General features: G+C 55.7%; 15 protein-coding genes and 1 pseudogene. 5 read left to right on the top strand and 11 right to left on the bottom strand.

Annotation, left to right across the window (positions count from 1 at the left end; all coding sequences use genetic code 11):
• Positions 1 to 59: 59 nt before the first annotated feature.
• The 6 genes from ACQQZ8_RS14425 to ACQQZ8_RS14400 form a co-directional block, all read right to left on the bottom strand.
• Positions 60 to 1,259: an IS4 family transposase gene (locus tag ACQQZ8_RS14425; protein ID WP_431710494.1), complete on the bottom strand. Its 1,200-nt coding sequence runs from the start codon at positions 1,257 to 1,259 to the stop codon at positions 60 to 62.
• A 273-nt stretch (positions 1,260 to 1,532) separates the two neighbouring features.
• Complete coding sequence (locus tag ACQQZ8_RS14420) at positions 1,533 to 2,756, bottom strand: CynX/NimT family MFS transporter (RefSeq protein WP_431710493.1); 1,224 nt, start codon at positions 2,754 to 2,756, stop codon at positions 1,533 to 1,535.
• Positions 2,757 to 3,069: 313 nt separating this feature from the next.
• Entirely contained in the window at positions 3,070 to 3,822 is a 753-nt protein-coding gene (locus ACQQZ8_RS14415; RefSeq protein ID WP_431710492.1) for a maleate cis-trans isomerase family protein, read from the bottom strand.
• Positions 3,823 to 3,851: 29 nt separating this feature from the next.
• Complete coding sequence (locus tag ACQQZ8_RS14410; RefSeq protein ID WP_431710491.1) at positions 3,852 to 4,754, bottom strand: fumarylacetoacetate hydrolase family protein; 903 nt, start codon at positions 4,752 to 4,754, stop codon at positions 3,852 to 3,854.
• A 77-nt stretch (positions 4,755 to 4,831) separates the two neighbouring features.
• Positions 4,832 to 5,944, bottom strand: coding sequence for a cupin domain-containing protein (locus ACQQZ8_RS14405; protein ID WP_431710490.1), 1,113 nt, complete (start codon positions 5,942 to 5,944; stop codon positions 4,832 to 4,834).
• Positions 5,945 to 6,000: 56 nt separating this feature from the next.
• Entirely contained in the window at positions 6,001 to 7,062 is a 1,062-nt protein-coding gene (locus tag ACQQZ8_RS14400) for a carbon-nitrogen hydrolase family protein (RefSeq protein ID WP_431710489.1), read from the bottom strand.
• A 380-nt stretch (positions 7,063 to 7,442) separates the two neighbouring features.
• Here ACQQZ8_RS14400 and ACQQZ8_RS14395 point away from each other — a divergent pair, with 380 nt between their 5' ends.
• Positions 7,443 to 8,333, top strand: coding sequence for a PaaX family transcriptional regulator (locus ACQQZ8_RS14395; protein ID WP_431710488.1), 891 nt, complete (start codon positions 7,443 to 7,445; stop codon positions 8,331 to 8,333).
• Positions 8,334 to 8,505: 172 nt separating this feature from the next.
• Here ACQQZ8_RS14395 and ACQQZ8_RS14390 read toward each other — a convergent pair.
• From ACQQZ8_RS14390 to ACQQZ8_RS14370, 5 genes and pseudogenes are all read right to left on the bottom strand, one after another.
• Positions 8,506 to 8,751: pseudogene (locus tag ACQQZ8_RS14390) on the bottom strand (IS3 family transposase); the annotation flags it as partial.
• Between the two features lie 365 nt (positions 8,752 to 9,116).
• Positions 9,117 to 10,910, bottom strand: a complete 1,794-nt coding sequence (locus ACQQZ8_RS14385; RefSeq protein ID WP_431710487.1) for a tyrosine-type recombinase/integrase — start codon at positions 10,908 to 10,910, stop codon at positions 9,117 to 9,119.
• Between the two features lie 91 nt (positions 10,911 to 11,001).
• A complete protein-coding gene (locus tag ACQQZ8_RS14380) occupies positions 11,002 to 12,084 on the bottom strand; it encodes a tyrosine-type recombinase/integrase (protein WP_431710486.1) in 1,083 nt (360 codons plus the stop codon).
• Between the two features lie 73 nt (positions 12,085 to 12,157).
• Complete coding sequence (locus ACQQZ8_RS14375; protein ID WP_431712204.1) at positions 12,158 to 12,880, bottom strand: IS3 family transposase; 723 nt, start codon at positions 12,878 to 12,880, stop codon at positions 12,158 to 12,160.
• Between the two features lie 11 nt (positions 12,881 to 12,891).
• Positions 12,892 to 13,203 (bottom strand): transposase, encoded by a 312-nt coding sequence (locus ACQQZ8_RS14370; protein ID WP_431710485.1) that lies wholly within the window; start codon positions 13,201 to 13,203, stop codon positions 12,892 to 12,894.
• Between the two features lie 192 nt (positions 13,204 to 13,395).
• Here ACQQZ8_RS14370 and ACQQZ8_RS14365 point away from each other — a divergent pair, with 192 nt between their 5' ends.
• From ACQQZ8_RS14365 to ACQQZ8_RS14350, 4 genes are all read left to right on the top strand, one after another.
• Entirely contained in the window at positions 13,396 to 14,748 is a 1,353-nt protein-coding gene (locus ACQQZ8_RS14365; protein WP_431710484.1) for a DDE-type integrase/transposase/recombinase, read from the top strand.
• Positions 14,749 to 15,044: 296 nt separating this feature from the next.
• Positions 15,045 to 15,953 carry an MBL fold metallo-hydrolase gene (locus tag ACQQZ8_RS14360; protein ID WP_431710483.1) on the top strand — a complete coding sequence of 303 codons (909 nt, stop codon included), beginning with the start codon at positions 15,045 to 15,047 and terminating at the stop codon, positions 15,951 to 15,953.
• A gap of 47 nt (positions 15,954 to 16,000) precedes the next feature.
• On the top strand, positions 16,001 to 16,849 hold the full coding sequence (locus ACQQZ8_RS14355) for a cyclase family protein (protein WP_431710482.1): 849 nt from the start codon (positions 16,001 to 16,003) through the stop codon (positions 16,847 to 16,849).
• A 1,026-nt stretch (positions 16,850 to 17,875) separates the two neighbouring features.
• Positions 17,876 to 18,847, top strand: coding sequence for a transporter substrate-binding domain-containing protein (locus ACQQZ8_RS14350; RefSeq protein WP_431710481.1), 972 nt, complete (start codon positions 17,876 to 17,878; stop codon positions 18,845 to 18,847).
• The last annotated feature ends 40 nt before the right edge of the window (positions 18,848 to 18,887 follow it).

Below are 18,887 nucleotides of genomic sequence, written 5' to 3'. Positions count from 1 at the left end.
GCGGCAGCAGTTCGTGCATCAGTTCCTGGCAGAACCCGATGAAGGCGGCGGCAACGTGGTTAGGGGGAAAAATCCGGGACGCCGGCAATGGAACGCCGCGCGGCCCGCAGGGTGCGAGTGAAGGAAAAACGCAAGGGATCTTCGTCGAATTCGCGGGCCACCTGCCCGATCAGGGCCCGCAGCGCGTAGTGGGCGCACAAGAACCCGTAGATCTCCTGCAGGACCCCGTCGGGAGTCTTTGAGCGCAGCACCAGACCGGCGCCGCGGTGGTGGGTTTTCAGCTCGTCGAAGCACAGCTCGATTTCCCACCGCTGGGCGTAGGCCTCGGCCAGCTGCTGGGCGCCGGCGGCGTGGGGGTCCAGGATCGTGGTCATCAGCCGGAAATTCGTGGTCTTCTGCCCGGTGTGGACCTGGTACTCGATGACCCGCACGGTGATCGGCTCGATGTTGTTGCGCCGGTTTTTCGTGCTGGCATGCAGGGCGGCCAGGTAGGAGCCGTCCGGCAGCTCCTGGAGGATCGGCAGGACCTGGTTGGCCTTGATGCGCCACAGCAGCTGCGCCCCGGTGGCCGTGGCCTGGGTCCATGCCCGGTAGCTGTAGAAGCCGCGGTCGGCGATCAGCAGCATCGAGTCATCTATCCGGTGGGACAGGCCCGGGAGCATGTCGGTTTTACTGGTGGTGTAGGGCGCGGTGACGGCCCCGATGACCGCATGGGTGGCGCATTCAACCAGCCCCAGCACCCGGGCCTGGGGGAAGGCGCTTTTCAGCCCGGTGTTGGTGCCGGGCCGGCCGTACGCGGCCTCGATTACCGGGGTGTCGGCCAAATCCAGGGTGGTGCCATCCACGCTGACCAGCCGCCACCGGCCCAGGAACCCCGGGCCGCCGGCGGCCGCCAGCGGTTGAGCGACCTGGTCGAACAGCTCGATCATCACCTGCGAGCCCAGCCGGGAGCGGGCTTTGAAGATCGCCGCCTTGGTGGGCATGGTCCACGTCCCAAAGCGTCCCGAGAGCCAGTGCAGGCCGGCCAGCAGCGAGCGCATCACTTCCTCGTAGGAGGCCGAGGCGAACAGGGCCATCGCCATCACGTAATAGACCATCACCCGCGCCGGAAGCAGCCGGGAACGCTGCTCCCCGGCGTTGCTGCGAGCGATCACCTCGTCAATGACGCTGGGCGGGAAAACCCGTGCCAGCACTCCCAGACTGACGTGGTCGGTCAGTCGTTCGGTTCCTTCGGGTTTTACCCATCCACTGCGTGCCATGCGAAAAGATTAACACATGACAAGACTAAGTAAACGGTATTGGGGTTAGGTCCAGGCCGCGATAATTTCGTGTTCCTACGACGCTATAACTTGAATTCAGTCACCGTAAATACCGCATATCGAACCTCCCGCATGGGCAGCTTGAAGGTTCACGACGGTGCTGGTTTCATCAGAGTTGCCGTTCGTATCAGTTTCAGCACCGTGTGCATGCGATCTAATACGTTGCACGGGACAAAGTATCGATGTCGAACCGGGTGCACTCTGGCCTCTGCGCTAGGAACCGCGGTGGTGGATCTTCCTCAATGGGGAATCACCACGAGCCAAAACCAGGATTAATCCAATTCCCAGCACGGCGAAGGTCACCGTCATCCACCAGGTGGTGTTCCACGTATGGTTCACCGTGACCAGCCATGCCGCGATCATCGGGCCGGTGAAGTTACCAACGTTAAATATCTGTTGCATTAACCCCACTGCTGCGGGAACCGAGCCACCGGGCGGTGCCAAGTCGATGGCGAGGCGGGTCATGGTGGCTGGAACCATGGCACCACACAAGGAGAAAATCCCCACCCACACGACCTGCAAGAACATCAGTGAATCGGGGTAATTGAATGCGAAGGTTCCCACGGAAGTCAGTGCCATAATGCCAAAGGCCGCGATCAGCATCGTTTGGGCCGAAGCGCCGCGCTGCAACATCATCCCGGTGATAATCGCACCGACCGCGTTCAGCCCACCCACCAATCCGGAGAGGAAACCACCGGTCAGCGGGCTGAAGCCAAAGGTCTGGTAGATGCTGGGCAGGAATCCAATGACCGCCATCCATTGGGCGGTATAGCAACCAAAAATCAGGCCACTGAGCCACACACGTCCGGAAGAAGCCGTAATTTTTATCCGGCTGACGGCGACCCTGACACCAGCAAGGCCACTGGTTGATTCCGGAGGAATCACCCGAATGAGCAGCGGGATGGGCAAGACGGTGAGCACGGCGAGTATTAGCCACCAGGACTGCCACGAAAAATATTGCAGGTACCACGCGGTGGTGAAGACACCGATGAAGGTCGCCAATCCCATGTAGCCTGCCCACCAGCCCACGGCTTGGTTTAATCGGGGGATGGGGGCATGCATGCGGATCAGTCCCGGCCCCATGACCGCCGCCATGATCACACCGGCACCCTCAATGATGCGGGTGCCAATCAGCAGCGTCGCATCTTGCGACAGGGAACCTATGCTGGAGCCGAGGATGAGCAAACAGAGCCCGGTAATAAAGGTCCAACGGGCCGATATGAGCTCGGCCAGCAGCGAAAATAACAGTCCTCCAAGCATGCCGGCGACCTGCACCACACCCAGCAATACGCCAGCGGTGAGCAGCGAAAAACCAAGCTGCTCCTGAATGACGGGCAGGCTGGAAGGAAGCTTCCAAATATGCAGTGCGGCGATGACAGCCGTGGTCACAATGAGAATCCACGCGGTATTTGTTCGCTGTTCTGCGCTCTGATCCAATGACCCGCACCCCATGTTCAATCATTCATGCAGATGCCTGATCGCATCCTATGCCTCCGCATGGATTCTTGCACACAGTTCACCGAATCGCGGAGACGGATCCGTTGGCAGGTGGAATTGTGACCTGCTGATGTTATTTAGATTAGAGGCGATACGGTCTGAGTTTCGTTGAGAACCCACCATTGCGTGATGTGGAATGCGAGCTATATACGAATAGTGCTTCCCACGCCAGGCATGGGAAGCGCTATTCATCATCCGTTATGGCCCCGATGACGGTAACCGTCGAAACTGTGGGCCGAGGTCTTTTCTCGGTTCAGTATTTTCCTGAAAGGAGTTCGCCAGCGTCTGGGACAAAGGTTTTTAGACCCAAGGTTTTGAGCATTGTGTAGGTCGTAGCAATTGCCGCGGTGATGACCGGCTTACCAATGGCATCTTGCACGATTTGTACGGCTTCGAGCGAGGGCATCTGAACACATGCGGAGAGCACGACAACATCGGCGTCGCTGTGATCCAGCCGATTAATGATTTCCACCAAAGCGAGCGGGTCGCGGCTCCCGACCTCCAAATTATCCGGAATTTCCAGAGCAACGTAGTCGGTTACTTCGATGCCCTCGTGTTCAATGTACTCAACGACCTTTTTCGTCAGCGGTTCCATATAGGGCGCGATAATGGCGGTCTTCTTCGCTCCGAGTACCCGCAAACCCTCCAGCAACGCACCGGCACTGGTCACCACGGGAATCGATTTTCCGATGCCTTCGACACGGGATTCCAGTTGATCCTGTGATTGTTCGTGATATCCCAGCCCACGGCTCATAATCGCCACGAGACAGGCATAGCCCATGACGTCGACTTCGGCGTCTGCCAGCTCGACGACGCATCGTTTGGCATCGTTGTCCATCGCTTCGAGCTGTTCTTTGGTCACTTCGGTCATCCGCATGCGGCTTGAGTGAAAAGTGAACTTCTCCGGTTCGACCTGCTGCCTTGCGTTAAGCATGGCAGGAATTTCGGTCTCCATGGTGATATTCGAACTCGGGACGATCTGCCCGATCCGGTATTTCTTAGTCATTGATAGTCCTTGAGAAATTTATTTTCTAACTAAACAGCTACGACGGGATTAATGAGTTGACCAATCTTTTCAATCGTTAGCTCAACAGTGTCGCCCGGCTGGAGGTACTGCGGAGGAACCTGCGCAGCTCCTACACCCTGGGCCGAACCGGTGGCAATCACGTCGCCGGGTTCGAGCGTGACACCGGAGCTAATATCTTCGATGAGATCCGCGATTTTGAAGAGCATATGCTGAGTATTTGAATTCTGCTTTTCCTCCCCATTGACATGCAATGAGAAGTTCAGGTTCTGCGGGTCACCAATTTCATCCGCAGTCACAATCCAAGGACCGAAAGGCGCGTAGGAGTCCTGACCCTTGGAGAAGAACCACTGACCGGAACGGCGCTGATCACGTGCGCTGATGTCGTTAATGATGGAATATCCAAAGACATAATCCAGTGCGTCTTCGGCACTGACCTGAGAGGCAGTCTTTCCAATGACGACGGCGAGTTCACATTCCCAGTCCAGCTCTTGGGTCATGGTTCCGTCATGGCGAATCGGTTCCCCATGCCCCACGACGGCAGTTGCCGGCTTGCTGAAAAGCACTGGACGGCTTGGCAGATCCTTGTCGGTGTCAAGGGTACGACTTGATTCAGCCACGTGTTCCACGTAATTAAGGCCCACACCAACGATCTTTGTCGGCCGAAGCGGAGCGCGTAGAGCCACCTGATCTAGGCTGTGCACGGCAGCTTCGGGGTAGTCACCCTTCGCAGATTCAACGGCCTGGCGCAAGGTCGCCATCATCTCGGGAGAAGAAACATAAGCCTGCACGTTATCCGCAAGTTCCACACCAGTGGCCGTTCCAAAGGCATGTAGGTCTACGATGAGATTTTCGTTGTGGAGCAAACCCGCACGTTCCGTAGCGTTCGCGGGCGCAAAAGTCATAAGTTTCATTTAGGTGATAATCCGATCTGGAGAAGGCTGTTCCGCCCAAAAGTAGATCCTTTTGGGCGGAACAGCCGGGAGTGTTGTTAGAAATCTAGGTACTGCGTTCCGCCATTGGCGTCGTACGCTTCTTCCACCCACAGATCCAAGGATTTCATGGCTGGGAAGTCGTTGAAGGAGAACAGGCAAGCGTCGTCGTTGGCGTCATCATTATGGTGCTCATGCCAGGCCCATGATGGTACGACGAAGACGTCCTTTTCCTTCCAATCAAAGCGCTGGCCATTGATGATGGAGTGCCCCTTGCCCTTGGCCACGTTGTAGACAACGTTGCCGGTGTGACGGTGGCTGAGGGTTCCCTGTCCGGCCTGGAGCAGCTGCATGTGTGCACCCATAGTTGGCATCACGGAGCCTCCGGTCACCGGGTTGACGTACTCCATGATGATGCCGTCGTATGGGCTGCCATCTGAAACCTTGGCCAGGTTCAGCAGTGCCTCGTAGGTCTTCTCCCATGGGAAGGCCAGCAGCGGAGAGTACTTCTTATTCCAGTCGTAACCAACAGGCTTCAGGATCCCTGCGCCATGACGCAGCAAGGTCGTATTCAGCACACGGCCAGGAACCTGGTGCAGTTCTGGGTGAACCGCGTAGAAGTTTGCGTCCAGGGCATTGATGAGCGGAATATCCAGCCCATCCTGCCAGATGACGTGGCTGGTTTCGGAGTCATTGCCATGCTCGTGCCAGGTGCCACGTGGGGTAATAGCGAAGTCGCGTGGACCAACCTTGAGGCGGTCGCCTTCAACAATGGTCCAGGCACCCTCACCTTCAAGGACGAAACGAAGGGCGGAGGCCGCATGTCGGTGTGCCGACATGGATTCGCCAGGGTTCATGATCTGCAGACCGGTGTAGAGCAGACCAGCAGCGGCACTGACATCACGACGACCCTTGTTCGCCAGCAGGATGACGCGGCGTCCGGCGTCATCTCCGGTGACAAGTTTGGCTGCTTCAAGAAGCTTTGGACGAAGTGCCTCGTAGGACCAGTGCATGGGAACTGACTTCGGTTGTGGGTACCAAGGTTCGATTTCGTTGGCTACGGTCCACAGTGCGCCAGCATCCATGTCTTCCAGCTCTGAATAGAATTTTTCCAATTCAGGGGTGTCTGTTACGCGGGCCCGACCGATCTGATCGTCAGCAGTTGTGCTCATCTTGCTACTCCTTTGTGAATATTGTTGCCTTCGGCGTTTAAAATTGGTGTTCTGTCTCAGACACGAGAAGCGTCGAAATCGAGCTTCGCATCGTGGCTGACTAGTGCTTCATCCTGCACATCAAGCTCATTGAGGATGGTGACTGGCTTATTCGACCGCTTATTGACCCGTAGATCGAAAATGTCGAAACGGTTGTAGTGGCCGACAATGTCGTGCATTTGCTTCGGTTGGATGCATTTGCTCAAATCGATTTCGGCATAGACGATCCCTTCGGCGTCGATCAGTGGCTTGGTCAGTAGTCGGCCATCTGGCCCAAAGATTCCGGAAAAAGCACTATTCTTTCGGGAGAGGAGCTCACGTGCTTCATCGTCGTCGCCGGCTACCGCCTCGATAATCTCTTCCGAAATCGTCGAGCAAGACACAATGTTGAAGACCTTGCCTTCAAAGGCGTGTGCCGCAGAGCGCAGTTTGATGGCTTCGACCATGTCGTAGTCCGCCGGTGCCACGGGAAGTGCAATGTAGTTGGCGACGTGGACAAGTTCTCCCTGGGCCAAGAGGCTGAAGCGCGCCAGCGGATTCGTGTTCTCACCACAGGCCAAGACTCCCAGCGGTCCCACAGTGGTGTCGTAAACCTCTAGGGAGCTGCCGTCACCCTGCGTCCAGGTCAGTTTTTCCGCCCAGGTAGGTACCAGCTTTCGATGGACCCCGATCAGTTCGCCTTGATCATCGATCACCAGAACCGTGTTATATAGGGAACCGATACCTGGCCCGCTGCGCTCGTTAATCCCGATGACTACATGGCACTTTGCTCGTCGAGCCGCCTCGCACAACGAATCCACCTGCGGGCTAGGGATTTCAATGGATGCCCGGTGCAACAGTTCGTACCATTTGCCGCCTTGTACGGGAGTCATGGTCCAGTTCCAATACGGGTAACCAGGGATGAAGACCTCGGGAAAGGCCACCAAGCTGGCGCCATTCTCCGCTGCTTCGGCAATCAGTCGGCACGCCTTGGCGACGCTGGCATCGGGATCAAGAAATACCGGAGCCGCTTGGACCGCTGCCGCGATAAACCTTGGATGATTACTGTTATCCGCCGTATTTGGCGCTGTCCATGTCATTGACGCTCCTACCTCGATACCAGTGGCTGCGCTGAGGCTGCCGTGCGGTGTGGATGCTAAAAATAAATAGTAAACATGTCACCGTGTTGCTATGTAAACAATGATGCTGTCAGGTTCGGCTGATTGTCAACCCCCAAATATTTATTTCCCGGACGCAGGCCTTGAGCGGGCCCTCGGGCGGGCATTCTGGTGCCTGCCGCTGATGACTTGCGATGGTTCCCTGAACCCGCTTGTAGGGGTATGCTCCTAGCTATCGAGGCATTCTGTTGCCAGTGAGTATCGTGCGTCTTGGCGGCCCTCAATCTCAGGGGCTCGCGCGTTAGGTTTCCTCACGGATAATTACTCGACATGTATCCCTACTGAGGAGTAAACTAATTATTATGACCAACCAGATTGTTGAGCGCGATGTGGCCAGCGAAGACGAAGATAGCGCGATCTCGTTTGATGGCTGGCTAGAACCACCCCAGCCGCGTGACCTTCTTTTGACGGTCCTAGGGGACTATGTTCGTCACCGAAAAGACACTATTTGGTCTGGTGGTCTCGTGAAGGTCCTTGGGGAGTTCGGTTTTTCCGCAGGTGCGGCCCGGGTGGCTCTGAGTCGGATGGCCAGAAGAGGCCTGATCGTTCCGCAGAAGCGTGGACGCGTTGTTGGTTATGAGCTTTCGGAGCAAATGGAACGCCTACTTGTGGGTGGTGAAATTGACCAGTTTCTGCAGAATGCGCCGCAAGCTAGCGTCAGTGAAATCACTGTTCTTCTTCATACCTTGCCAGAGGAGATGCGCCTGGAGCGAGGCCGACTAGCACGACGCCTGAGATTCTGGGGTTTTGGCCCGGTGCAAGATGGCGTCTGGGTAGGACTCGGGGATCGTGAAGAAGATGTTCTAGGATTTTTGACTGACCTTGGCCTAGGTGAGTACTGCAGTCTGGTGATCGGAAGACTGTCTGAAAATTTACAGTTGGCATCGCTCGTTGAGCGCGCCTGGGATCTCAATGCACTGAACGAGCGTTATGAGAGGTATGTGGAAATTTTCGGTGCACTTCGGGTAGCAGATGCTAGAACCGACGCCGAGGCTTTCCAAATACGCACGCAGGCACTGCATAACTTTCGCCAATTTCCATCGCTCGACCCAGGGATAGAAGGCCCACAGTTCCCGGTTACTGCCATGCGCGACGAGACGATCAGAATATTCAATGAGATTTACAGCGGCCTAGAAGAGCCAGCTGTGCGATATTTTGACCAGATCACCACCATTGATAAGGGTGTTCGTTAGAAGTCAGTTGCCGGATCTCACCGGATGGTGTCTGTTTGACAGAATCGCCATCCGCCGTGGGCTGTGTCGTAGCATGGTTCTTCCTGCAAACTAGTGCCGAGCAGTTTTACTCCTGCCGCTGCACGTGTGAGCATTCCGCTGCCTCCGATGAGTCATTGAACCGTCCCGGAAATCATGCCGCCGTCTTATGTGCGGCAGCGTCGGGTAACGAGCCTGTTATTTCATCATAGTAGGCTTGCTCAAATTCCTCGGGAGTTTGGTGATCCAGCGAGGAATGCAAGCGATCATTGTTGTACCAAAACACCCAGTCGAAGACGATCTCAATGACATCTGATTCGGTCTTCAGTGCACCAGATCTGAATGGCGATCCCTTGGCCATGGCTTCATTCTTGAATAGACCCATCACAGTTTCGGCAGCGGCGTTATCGTACGCTTAACCGGCTAAAAAATGGCTAGGCTACGCCTTATCCGGCTAATTCTATTTTTCTCTGCACTCCCTGTTGCATGCCTGGTCATCACTCTGCAGGAACGGCTTCCCCTGATTCCAAGAACCCGAACCGAACACGTCAACCCGAGCAGGAGATCCAAGCAAAATCGCACGGCCACCTAGCCGCGCGGTTCCGTCCCGGTACTCCTGGATCAGTTCACGAAGCCCAGCAGAGCGATAGAGCGTGGAACGAGAAATTCCAGCAAGTTCAGCTACCGCCCGAAACGTCACCGTACGTCCTTGCAGTCGCAATGTCAGCAGGGCCTTCTCAATGACTCGTTGGTATTCGCTTCGCTTCACGCGGTGCGTGTCCTCTCGATGAGCAGATCCAATTGAGTCACCAATGCTTCATGTCGTTGCACCTCGCTGTCCCAGCCACGGCGTTTCGCGTCCTGCGCCAAAATCAGAGCGTCCCTACGCTGTGCTTCAAGTACTGGAAGGTTCGAATCCTCAGTGCGGAAGCTCGGACAGTGCTCGCATATATTCGCATACTGGCACGCCTGCTGGGCTGGGGACCTCAGGCAATGCCCGCCAGCAAGCCGTGACTTAATTGTCGCGGTATCGTGCCAAGAGCCAGCAGAAACATCACTCAACGGAAGCAGCGAACGGTGTTCTTTCAGGTCAGGTAATCCGATGCGTGACTTCGCCAAGTCCAAAGCACGCTCGTATTCGGTGCGGACAGTTGAATCGAATAAGGATGCATAGCGCAAACTCATCTCCGCTGAGACATGGCCCAAGAGAGCCATCAAGGACTGGAGGGTGACCCCGGCATTGATCAACGCAGTTGCATAAGTATGACGAAGCTGGTGAGGAGTGATCTTTCCCAGGCCGGCGGCTTGCGCAGCTCGGTTCAGTTCGAGCCGAACAGCGCTTTCTCCCAACCGGCGTCCGTGATGGGTGAAAAGGAACTGTGCGGGCTTCCCCGTGCGTGGATGAGCCAACGGCTGGCCCGGCGAACGTTCTGCGATGATGCGATCAATCAAAGCAAGGGTGTCCGTGTCCAGCGGAACCATACGCTCGGTCTTCATCTTTCCCAGCGGTATCTTCAGCCAAGTCCCTGCCTCGGGAATCTCATGAACACAGTCCAGTTCCAAATCCAGCAACTCGCCAATGCGCAGCCCGCACGCTCGTTGAAGCAGCAGCGCGTCGGCAGCCTGACGATAGTCCGAGGCCAGGAGCTCTTGGGCTAGGAGCCGGTCGGCATCCGGGGGCAAATGACGTGGCAGCGGCCGAGGGAGCCTAGGAACGTCAGAACGGAAGAACAGTTGCCGGGGAGGAGCTTCGGGCCATCCCCACTCGGTAATTTCACGTAAGAAGTTACCGGCGGCCCTGATCCGTCGTGATTGTTCCGCTACGGAAAGCGTGCCGGAGCTCTTCGTGTTGGGGCTTCGAGGCAAAGACACCAGATACGGTTCAATATGAGAACAACGAGTTAGCTCAGCCGGTGAAGCTAATGATGGATCTGCTTCGGTGACGAACTGCCCGAAATGCGCCAAACGCGTCGCCAGGCTACTGACCGTTTTCCTAGTGCAGGTCACTTCCTTACGTTCCAAATACCGCAGAAGAAACTGTGCAAAGGGACCGTTCACTGCGCCGACCCTATCCTTGAGCGGCACTCGTTGGGTCCTGCTCAGAGGTGGATTGGCAAGCAGGTGTGCATGGAACAAGACCTGGCGGGTTGAAGAACTCAGCACGAGTAATGGACGGGCTGAGATGCCAGTCTGGGCTTCTCGGGCTCGGCAACAAGTTTCAAATTCCTCTAAATCAGCACTCGTGATCTGTGTAAGTGGCTGTTGAGTCCGCAGCAGGATCTTAGCGATGACGCTAGTCGTCATCGCCGCACTGACTCGTTCGCTGAACCCCACCTTGCGGGCTTCGCCAGAGAAAAATCTGAGATCATCTTCGTAATCAGTTCCCTGGACCTCAACGAAGATGTTGGCTAATTTACGCTCAAGCAGATACGGGAAGTCGCCGCGGATCCTTTTGGTGACCATCAGATAAAGGATGAAGGCTCTAGCGCCGCTATTCGCCTCCAGCCGTCGCTCCAGCGGCTCTTGGCTCCACTTCGATGGGTCTGGATATCGGAGCATGAACGTTCTTGCTGCTGAAAAATACGGTTCCGACCCGCGGTGAGTGGAGGATAAGTAGGTGCGGTAAGCGCCAACTAGATCCAGAGGCGGTTCAATGTGATTGTTTTTGGCGGTTGATCGCGGCATCGTATTCTGATTTCACATGAGCGGGAACAAGGTGGATGTAGCGGGCGGTCGTGTTCACGTGGGCATGCCCCAGAAGCTCTCTCATGATGGACAGGTCCACCCCTGAAGCTGCTAAGGCACTGCCGAAGGTATGACGCAATGCATGTGGGTGGCCGTCAGGAACCCCTGAAATTTCGCGGTGGTACCGGAAGATCGTACGCAGGCCAGCTGCTGTCAAGGGCAGGCCGCGGTTGGCTCCTTTGGCAACGAGAAATAGCCGTTGTTCATCCGATTCCGGGCGTTCAGCGAGCAGATAAGTTTGGATGACTCCGGCGACGTCCACGTCTAATGGAACTCGTCGTTCCTTGGATCCTTTGCCCTGCACTAGTAGCCACCGCCCACCGATGTCCACGTCGTGTATCCGCAAGGCAAGTACCTCGCCAGCACGTAGCCCGCAATAGAGCATTAGCCCTGCCATGGCACGATCCCGGTACGTCCGCAGACCTTGAAACAGGGCAATGACTTCGTCAGATTCCAAGGATCTCGGTAGCCGGCGGGGTTCGCGAACACGTAGCGGCGATCTGGCAGCTGGTGTGGCCAGATGCCCCAGAAGCCCGGAACGCTGGGCGGAGGATACCCAACGGGACTCCTGACCTTTCGGCATAGGATTGGGTAGACACGGATCCCGCATCGCCAAGAATGTGAACAGCCCGGACACTGCTGCCATCCGGCGATTCACCGTTGCAGGTGCATATCCATCGGCTCTTTGACCGTCTAAAGTCATTACATTCGGGCCTGGACGTCCTGGTACGGACGATTGCTTGCAGAACTTCAGGTAGTTGATCAGCGTGTTGGTGTCGACTGCTTCGATAGTCAGATTTTGTTCGTGTAGCCAGCGGCAGAACGCCAACAGGTCATAACCGTAGGCACGTGTCGTGGCTGGAGAGTAGTTGCGGTCACTCAGATAGCCGAGGTAATCATTAGCCTGGGAGAACCTCGCTGCTGCCGACCCATGGAGGTTCCATGCTCCGTGTGAAGACAACAAAACCAACTCTTGCTGGGTGTTCATGACACATGAGCATCGACCTCATCCTTTGGAAAGTCAAGAGTTTCCGGGGGAATTCAAGGGTATAAAACGTGGATTAGCCGGTTAACAGGGAATCACCGACGCTTCCGATGGAAGGAACCGAGCCTTCAATCTCCAACGTGTCGGTGTAACGGATCGAAGTATACTGCGATCCTGCATCTGAGTGATGCAGAAGCCCCTTGTCAACTGGTCTTTTAGTGTGTTTGCGACGCCATAAAGCTATCTTTAAGCATTGTTCCACGAAGGCCGTGTCTTTCACAGTGGAGGTTTCCCACCCAACAATCGCCCGTGAATATAAGTCAATCACCAGCGCAACGTAAACGAACCCGGAATACACCGGTACGTACGTGAAGTCCGTGACCCAAATCCGGTTGGGTGCCTCTGCGCTGAAGTCTCGATTTAGCAGGTCACCGGCTCTGTGGCCGTCTTTGCCGGGGATTGTGGTGCGGGTCTTACGTCCACGAATCAGGCCATTCATGCCTTCATCTCGCATGAGCCGATCCACGGTGTGCTTGGAGACCTCCGCGTGACCGTTGCGCCGCAGCCAAGCAGTCATTTTCCGCCGGCCGTAAAGGATTTCTGGTTTCGGTCTTCCTTTACTGTCTAACTCTTTGAGGCTGCGTAACGTGTCAATGATCTTCGCGTCCTCAAAGGCGCGCAGGGCTGGCAAACGTGTTTTCCAGGCTCTGTAGGTTCGGGCGGCAACCTGCACGCCCTGCGATCGCAGGACGGCGCAGATCGACTCGACCGCATGACCTAAAGCTCTTTGTTCGTCAATGAACCGGCAGATTAGCGGCGGCGAGGGTCGAGCTCCCTCGCGAAGAAAATCGAGGCAGCCTTCAAGATTTCGTTGGCTTCCTTCAAGTCCCTGTTTTCGGCCCGCAGACGCTTGAGTTCGTCTTGCTCATCGGTGGTCGAGCCTTCTTTTTGGTCGGCATCAACCTGGGCTTGAAGAACCCAGCGCCGTAAGGATTCTTTACCAACGTCCAACTTTGGGGCCAATGCCTTGCATGCAGCATATATGGAGGGATATTCGGAAAGTCGATCCATCACCATGGCTACAGCACGGTCACGAACTTCGGCAGGGTACCTCTTGGGCATAGTTACTATCTTTCTCTCGAAAGACAGCGGCATCAAATCCGGGACGGTTCACATCGGTGACAGTTCTGTATCACCACATCGGTGACACTCCCACGATTAAAGTGGTAACACTTCACCAGTGATTTAACCCCTCGAACCACACAGCCCGCCCCACGACATCAAGCCATGGGGCGGGCTGGTGGACTGGTATTCGTGAAAAATGACCCAGTTGACCCGACGATACGCCTTGCCATCGCCCGATGGCCAGACGACGCACACAGAGGCTCTGTCACCGCGTTCTGCACCGAACACGACATCAGCCGCAAAACGTTCTACCAGATTCTGAAACGAGCCCGCACCGAAGGGCAAGCCGCAGCCCTGGAGCCGCGCTCTCGGCGCCCGAATACCTCACCCAACGCCACCAGCGAAGCCCTCAAAGACCAAGCCGTAGCCATGCGACAATCACTAGCCGACTCCGGCTGGGACCACGGCCCGATCAGCGTGCACGACAAGATGGTCCACCTGGGCATGCAAGCCCCGTCGGTCGCCGTACTGGCGCGGATCTTTCGCGAACGCGGCCTGATCGTCCCGGCCCCGAACAAACGTCCCCGCTCCTCCTTCCGGTCCTTCCGCTACCCGATGCCCAATGCCTGCTGGCAGCTAGATGCCACCGAGTATGTGCTGGAGGGCGGGCGTAAATGCGTGATCTTCCAGCTCATTGACGATCACTCCCGTCTGGCTGTCGCGTCCTTGGTCGCCACGACGGAGAACGGGGTGGACGCGGTGAAGGTCTTCCGTGCCGGCATCGCCGCCCGCGGCGTGCCGCAGCGGTTGCTCAGCGACAATGGTGAGGCGCTCAATCCCATTCGGCGGGGTATGACCAGCGAACTAGTCGCCTACGCCAACGCCATCGGGGTTGCCACCATCACCGGCAAACCATACAAGCCCACCACGCAGGGGAAGAATGAGCGGTTTCATTCGACCTTGTTCAAGTGGCTGAAGAAGCAGCCCTTCGCCAAGGACCTTACCGAGTTGCAAGCCCAGGTCGATGTCTTTGACCAGGCCTACAACACGCAGCGTGGGCATCAGGCCTTGGAGGGCCGGTGTACGCCGCAAGAACCGTGGGATGCCACCGAGGTGGCGCAGCCTTTGACAGACGGTGAATGGGTGAAGCTGAGCACCACGCCCAGCCCCACCATCACTGAAGCAACCCTTGCCACCATGACGCAGGTCACCGACCAGGCCGTAACCACGGTCCCACAGGCTGCGCCGGAACCGGTGAAGCTCAGTGCCACGCTGCGGGCCGAGGTGATGGAACCGGCCGGTAGCCAGCTGATGCGGGCGAACAAGAACCGATGCTTGAAGATCGCCGGTGTGCAGCTTTATCTGGGTAAGCTGCTGCGCTCCACCATGGTCCAGGTCACCTGGGATCAGGAGGAGCTGATGGTGGTCTCGATGGATGGCGAGCTGATCACCAAATACGATTTTCCGTTCCCTGCCGGCGTGACGTACTTGAGCTTGAAACATGCCACGGCGAAGTTCCAGAACATGGCCGAGAAGGGGTAATTGTTACCGATGTCCCGATACATCGAGTGTTACCGATGTCCCGATACATCGAGTGTTACCGATGTCGTGATACAGAAGTGTCACCGGTGTATCGAGACATCACAGTTTTAAATTTCATGGCGTGATCGTGAATTTTGACCTACACTCATTATTGTACGCGTCACTCGGGTGACGAGTTTATTATTTTGAGGGACGGAATATTCTCGGGTCTCGCCCGAAGATAGCTGCTCTGATCACACAGTGATTATGGGGTAGCTGCCGGCGAAACCAGAGAGTGTTAACATAGGAGATTTACAATGGCCGAATCGCTGACCAAGGTTGCTCAGAGCCGTAAGGTGCGTGATGCTGAGCGCACTAAGCTGATGTTGCTAGGCACAGGGGGAGGTCCGACGATTCATCGCAATGAAACGCGTAACGGGCCAGCTAGTGTTCTGCATGTTGATAACAAGCCTTACCTGATTGATTGTGGGGCAGGAGCGCCACGACAATTTTTACAGGCTGGAATGAACTTTGAAGATGTGGACAATATCTTCATTACGCATCAGCATTTCGACCATAATTCAGACCTGGGCAACTTTATGGCGTATGCGTGGTATGCCGGTCGTCGCGAACCAATTAACGTCTATGGGCCACCTCGGTTAGCCGGATACATCGAAGACTATGTCAGGCTCAACTCCTTCGATTTCGAACTCCGAGAGAGGGAAACTGGGCGATCACCATTTGCGCCGATTCCTCAGGCCAATGAGCTAGACATGGAGCAGCTGACTTCGACTCCCATGGAAATCATGCGCGACGATCTCGTCTCGGTGACGGCGGTACGAGTTCAGCATGGCCTGGTTCCGGCGGTTGCTTATCGTTTCCAGACGCCGGACTTGTCGGTGACTTTCAGTGGTGATCGCGGCGGCGAAGATTCGATCGTCCAATTAGCCCAGGGCAGCGACGTGTTGGTACACGAAGTCTTACATTACGACGCAATGCTTAAGACGTTCCCGAAGGCTAATGAGACGGTCTTGGCTCATTACCGAAATGACCACACCTCGCCACAGGATGTAGGCCGGATAGCTGCCGAAGCGAACGTTCCATGCTTGGTGCTGAATCACATTTTGCCTGACAATGATCTTGTTAATGCCGAAGAATGGACTCGTTTAGTTCGCGAGACCTACGACGGTGAGATCTTGGTTGGTGTGGATCTTATGGAAGTTTGATGATGAAGTAACGCGACTAGACCTTCTTCCGGTGACTATGGATCACCATGAAGGGGGAACACGTGAAGAGAAAATCAACTCAATTAAATGGAGTGGAAATGTCAATCGAAACAAACCGATCAAATGCTGTTCAAGACCTCCTCGCAGGACTGGCTTCAGGCGCTGTGGATGTCGTAGATCTAACTCAACCGCTGTCCGAGAGCACGCCCGTCATGCGAGTTCCCGAGCCTTTTGTCAATGTTTCGGGCTTGAAGATGACTGAGATTTCTAATTTTGATGACCGCGGCCCACGTTGGACCTGGAATCATCTTGAGCTTGGCGAGCACGTAGGAACCCACCTAGATGCCCCCCGTCACTGGATTTCGGGCAAGGGTGGAGAGGACGTAGCCAGTGTTCCTTTGCCCCGCCTTGTGGGACCGGCGGTCGTCATTGACCGCACCGCCAAGGTTGAAGAGAACCCGGACTACCTTCTCACCATCGACGATGTGCAGGAGTTCATCGCAGAGCATGGTCCACTTCCCGATGGCGGTTGGTTGATATACCGTACCGGTTGGGACAAGCGCGTACATGATGAGAGTTTGTTCCTGAACAATGCTTCTGGCTCTGCTCGCACCCCCGGAATTGCTCCTGAATGCGCGAAATGGATTGCCCAAGAAACGGGAATCCTAGGCATTGGTGTGCAGACCGTGGGTACGGATGCGGGCGCTGGGCCAACTTTTGATCCCCCGGCCCCAGTTCATTACTACATGCTCGGCGCGGGGAAGTATGGTGTCACTTCGCTCACTAACCTCGAGCAGGTGCCAGCGACCGGTGCAATGATCATTGTCGCGCCGCTACGCTTGGTCGGAGGCTCCGGGAGTCCAGCGCGTGTTATGGCCCTGGTGCCCCGCACCTAGTTCCACCTGGCCTTGTTTGGTGCGAAATAAGTCGATGGTGAAAATGGCTTGAACGCGGCACTGCTCAGCGTTTTCGGCTTCCCCATCCGGTATGGTTTCGCCTCTTGGAGGGTTCCTTTAATGGTTCGCCTGAAACGGCTTTTATCAATTCTCCGGGCTTGAAATACAGCTCGTCGGAGGATTTATCGGGCTTTGTGGCCCTAGACGGTTCAGGCGGACTTTGTAGGGGCCGGGTCAGTCCGGTTTCCTCCATGGGATGCTGGTATTTTTTAGGCCGTGAGCCAATGCCACAGGAAGCTTCTAGCACTGGAGTGTCAAAGCTGATTGTGCCATTTCATTGAGGAGCGGCTCAGGGCTCATCTCGTGCCTGCTCAGAGTCACTTCTACCGCACCTTTGGCCAGTGAGCCCAGCAGCCTATGAGTGACTTCTCAAATAGATTTGCATGATCCCTGAACGGCAAAATATGGCTGCCCTCTGAACCTGTCTGGCCAGCTGCTGGGCCTGACGAACGGGGTACCAGCGTTTAATATTAGGGGTTGTCATCAGCTCGCGCAGGCCTCTGTTGGTTTCGCACCAAAGCGTGCAAGCAGTTCGACAGGATGTGCTCCTGCGCCCACTTCAAGCGCGTAACGCCCGCAGATAATACGTAGCGAGCTTCGAATTTAAAACTTCCTGGATCGACAGTTTGAGGGTTGATCTTTCACAGGAAAAATACGGATTCTGAAATCTGTTGACACGCGACCTCGGTCATGCGTAAAGTTGCCGTCAATCGATGGAAATGTAATTTAGATCTCAGGGGAGAAGCAATGAACCAAATTCAAAGATGTTCAACTTCGACGTCCAGGTTGGGCAAGTAAAACCCATCGATGAGTAACACCCGCAGAAGTAAGCAATGCAAGCAAAGATGTGAAGTCCAGCCGATTCTCGCAAGGACAGACAGCTGGCGGCATCCGAGCAGTAGTAAACAGCATAAAGAACAGGTTTCCTGGCATCAGCCAGATAACAAACACTCCAGGTGATGATTCTTGACCAGGACCAAAGGCGGCCTGCAAAGAAAAATCAAAACCACGAAGGATTACGTTATGAAAAAATCAATGCTTGTACCACTCATCGCTACCACAGCAGCCATGACACTCGCAGTGGCAGCCTGTGGCAGTGCGGGAGAAGCCAGCGCTCCCTCGGATGAAGCGACTAAAGCATCCGTAGAGTCCGTAGATGAGACCAGCCGTGAGCTGCTGCCGGCTGAGATCCGTGATTCAGGCGAACTTCGGATTGCCGCCTCGTTCCGTACTCCACCACTGACAATGCTGACTGACGATGGCGAGACCCGTGACGGCTTGTCATATGAGATGGCGAATCTGGGAGCAAAGCGTCTGGGCTTGGAACCAGTGTGGAGCAACATCATTTACCCAGGGCAGAGTCCTGCCATTGCCGCCGACAAAGTGGATATCGTCTGGGAAACGACGAGTGTTGATGAAGAGCGAATCAAGGCCGCGACCTTTGTGCATTTCGCAAATGCAAACACCAGTGTCTTGGTGCAAAAGGGTAATCCAAGCGGTATCAGCTCCATGCAAGACATGTGTGGCCTGAGCATCGGGATGTCCCGGGGCGCCGTCTTCGTCGGCATGGTGAAAGAGCAATCGGAAAAGTGTGTTGCCGACGGCCTGGAACCGATTGAACAGCTAACTTACGATGGTGCGCCAAGTGGCCGAACTGCCCTGCAGTCCGAAAATATCGACGGCTACATGAGTGCTCAGCCCGATACCACCTACTTTGCAAACACTACCGGTGGCGGCGAAGTGTTCAGCGCCGTTGACCTGCCAGAGATCCCTCCAGTGAAACTTGCCATTCAGCTCAAAAAGGGAGATCAGGTCCTAGCTGAGTCGTTGGAGTCTTTGGTTAACAACATGATCGAAGACGGATCGTACGCCGAAATTCTCAAAAAGTGGCAGATGCCGGAAGCAATGATGATCGATAAGGCAGAGATCATCGGCTGATCTGACTCCCAAACAAATTTTATTTCACGCCAAACTCGCT

Source organism: Glutamicibacter uratoxydans, assembly GCF_050753455.1.
Taxonomy (GTDB): Bacteria; Actinomycetota; Actinomycetes; order Actinomycetales; family Micrococcaceae; genus Glutamicibacter; species Glutamicibacter uratoxydans_A.
The sequence above is the reverse complement of the archived record's forward strand: the minus strand, read 5'-3'. Positions and strand labels throughout refer to the sequence as shown.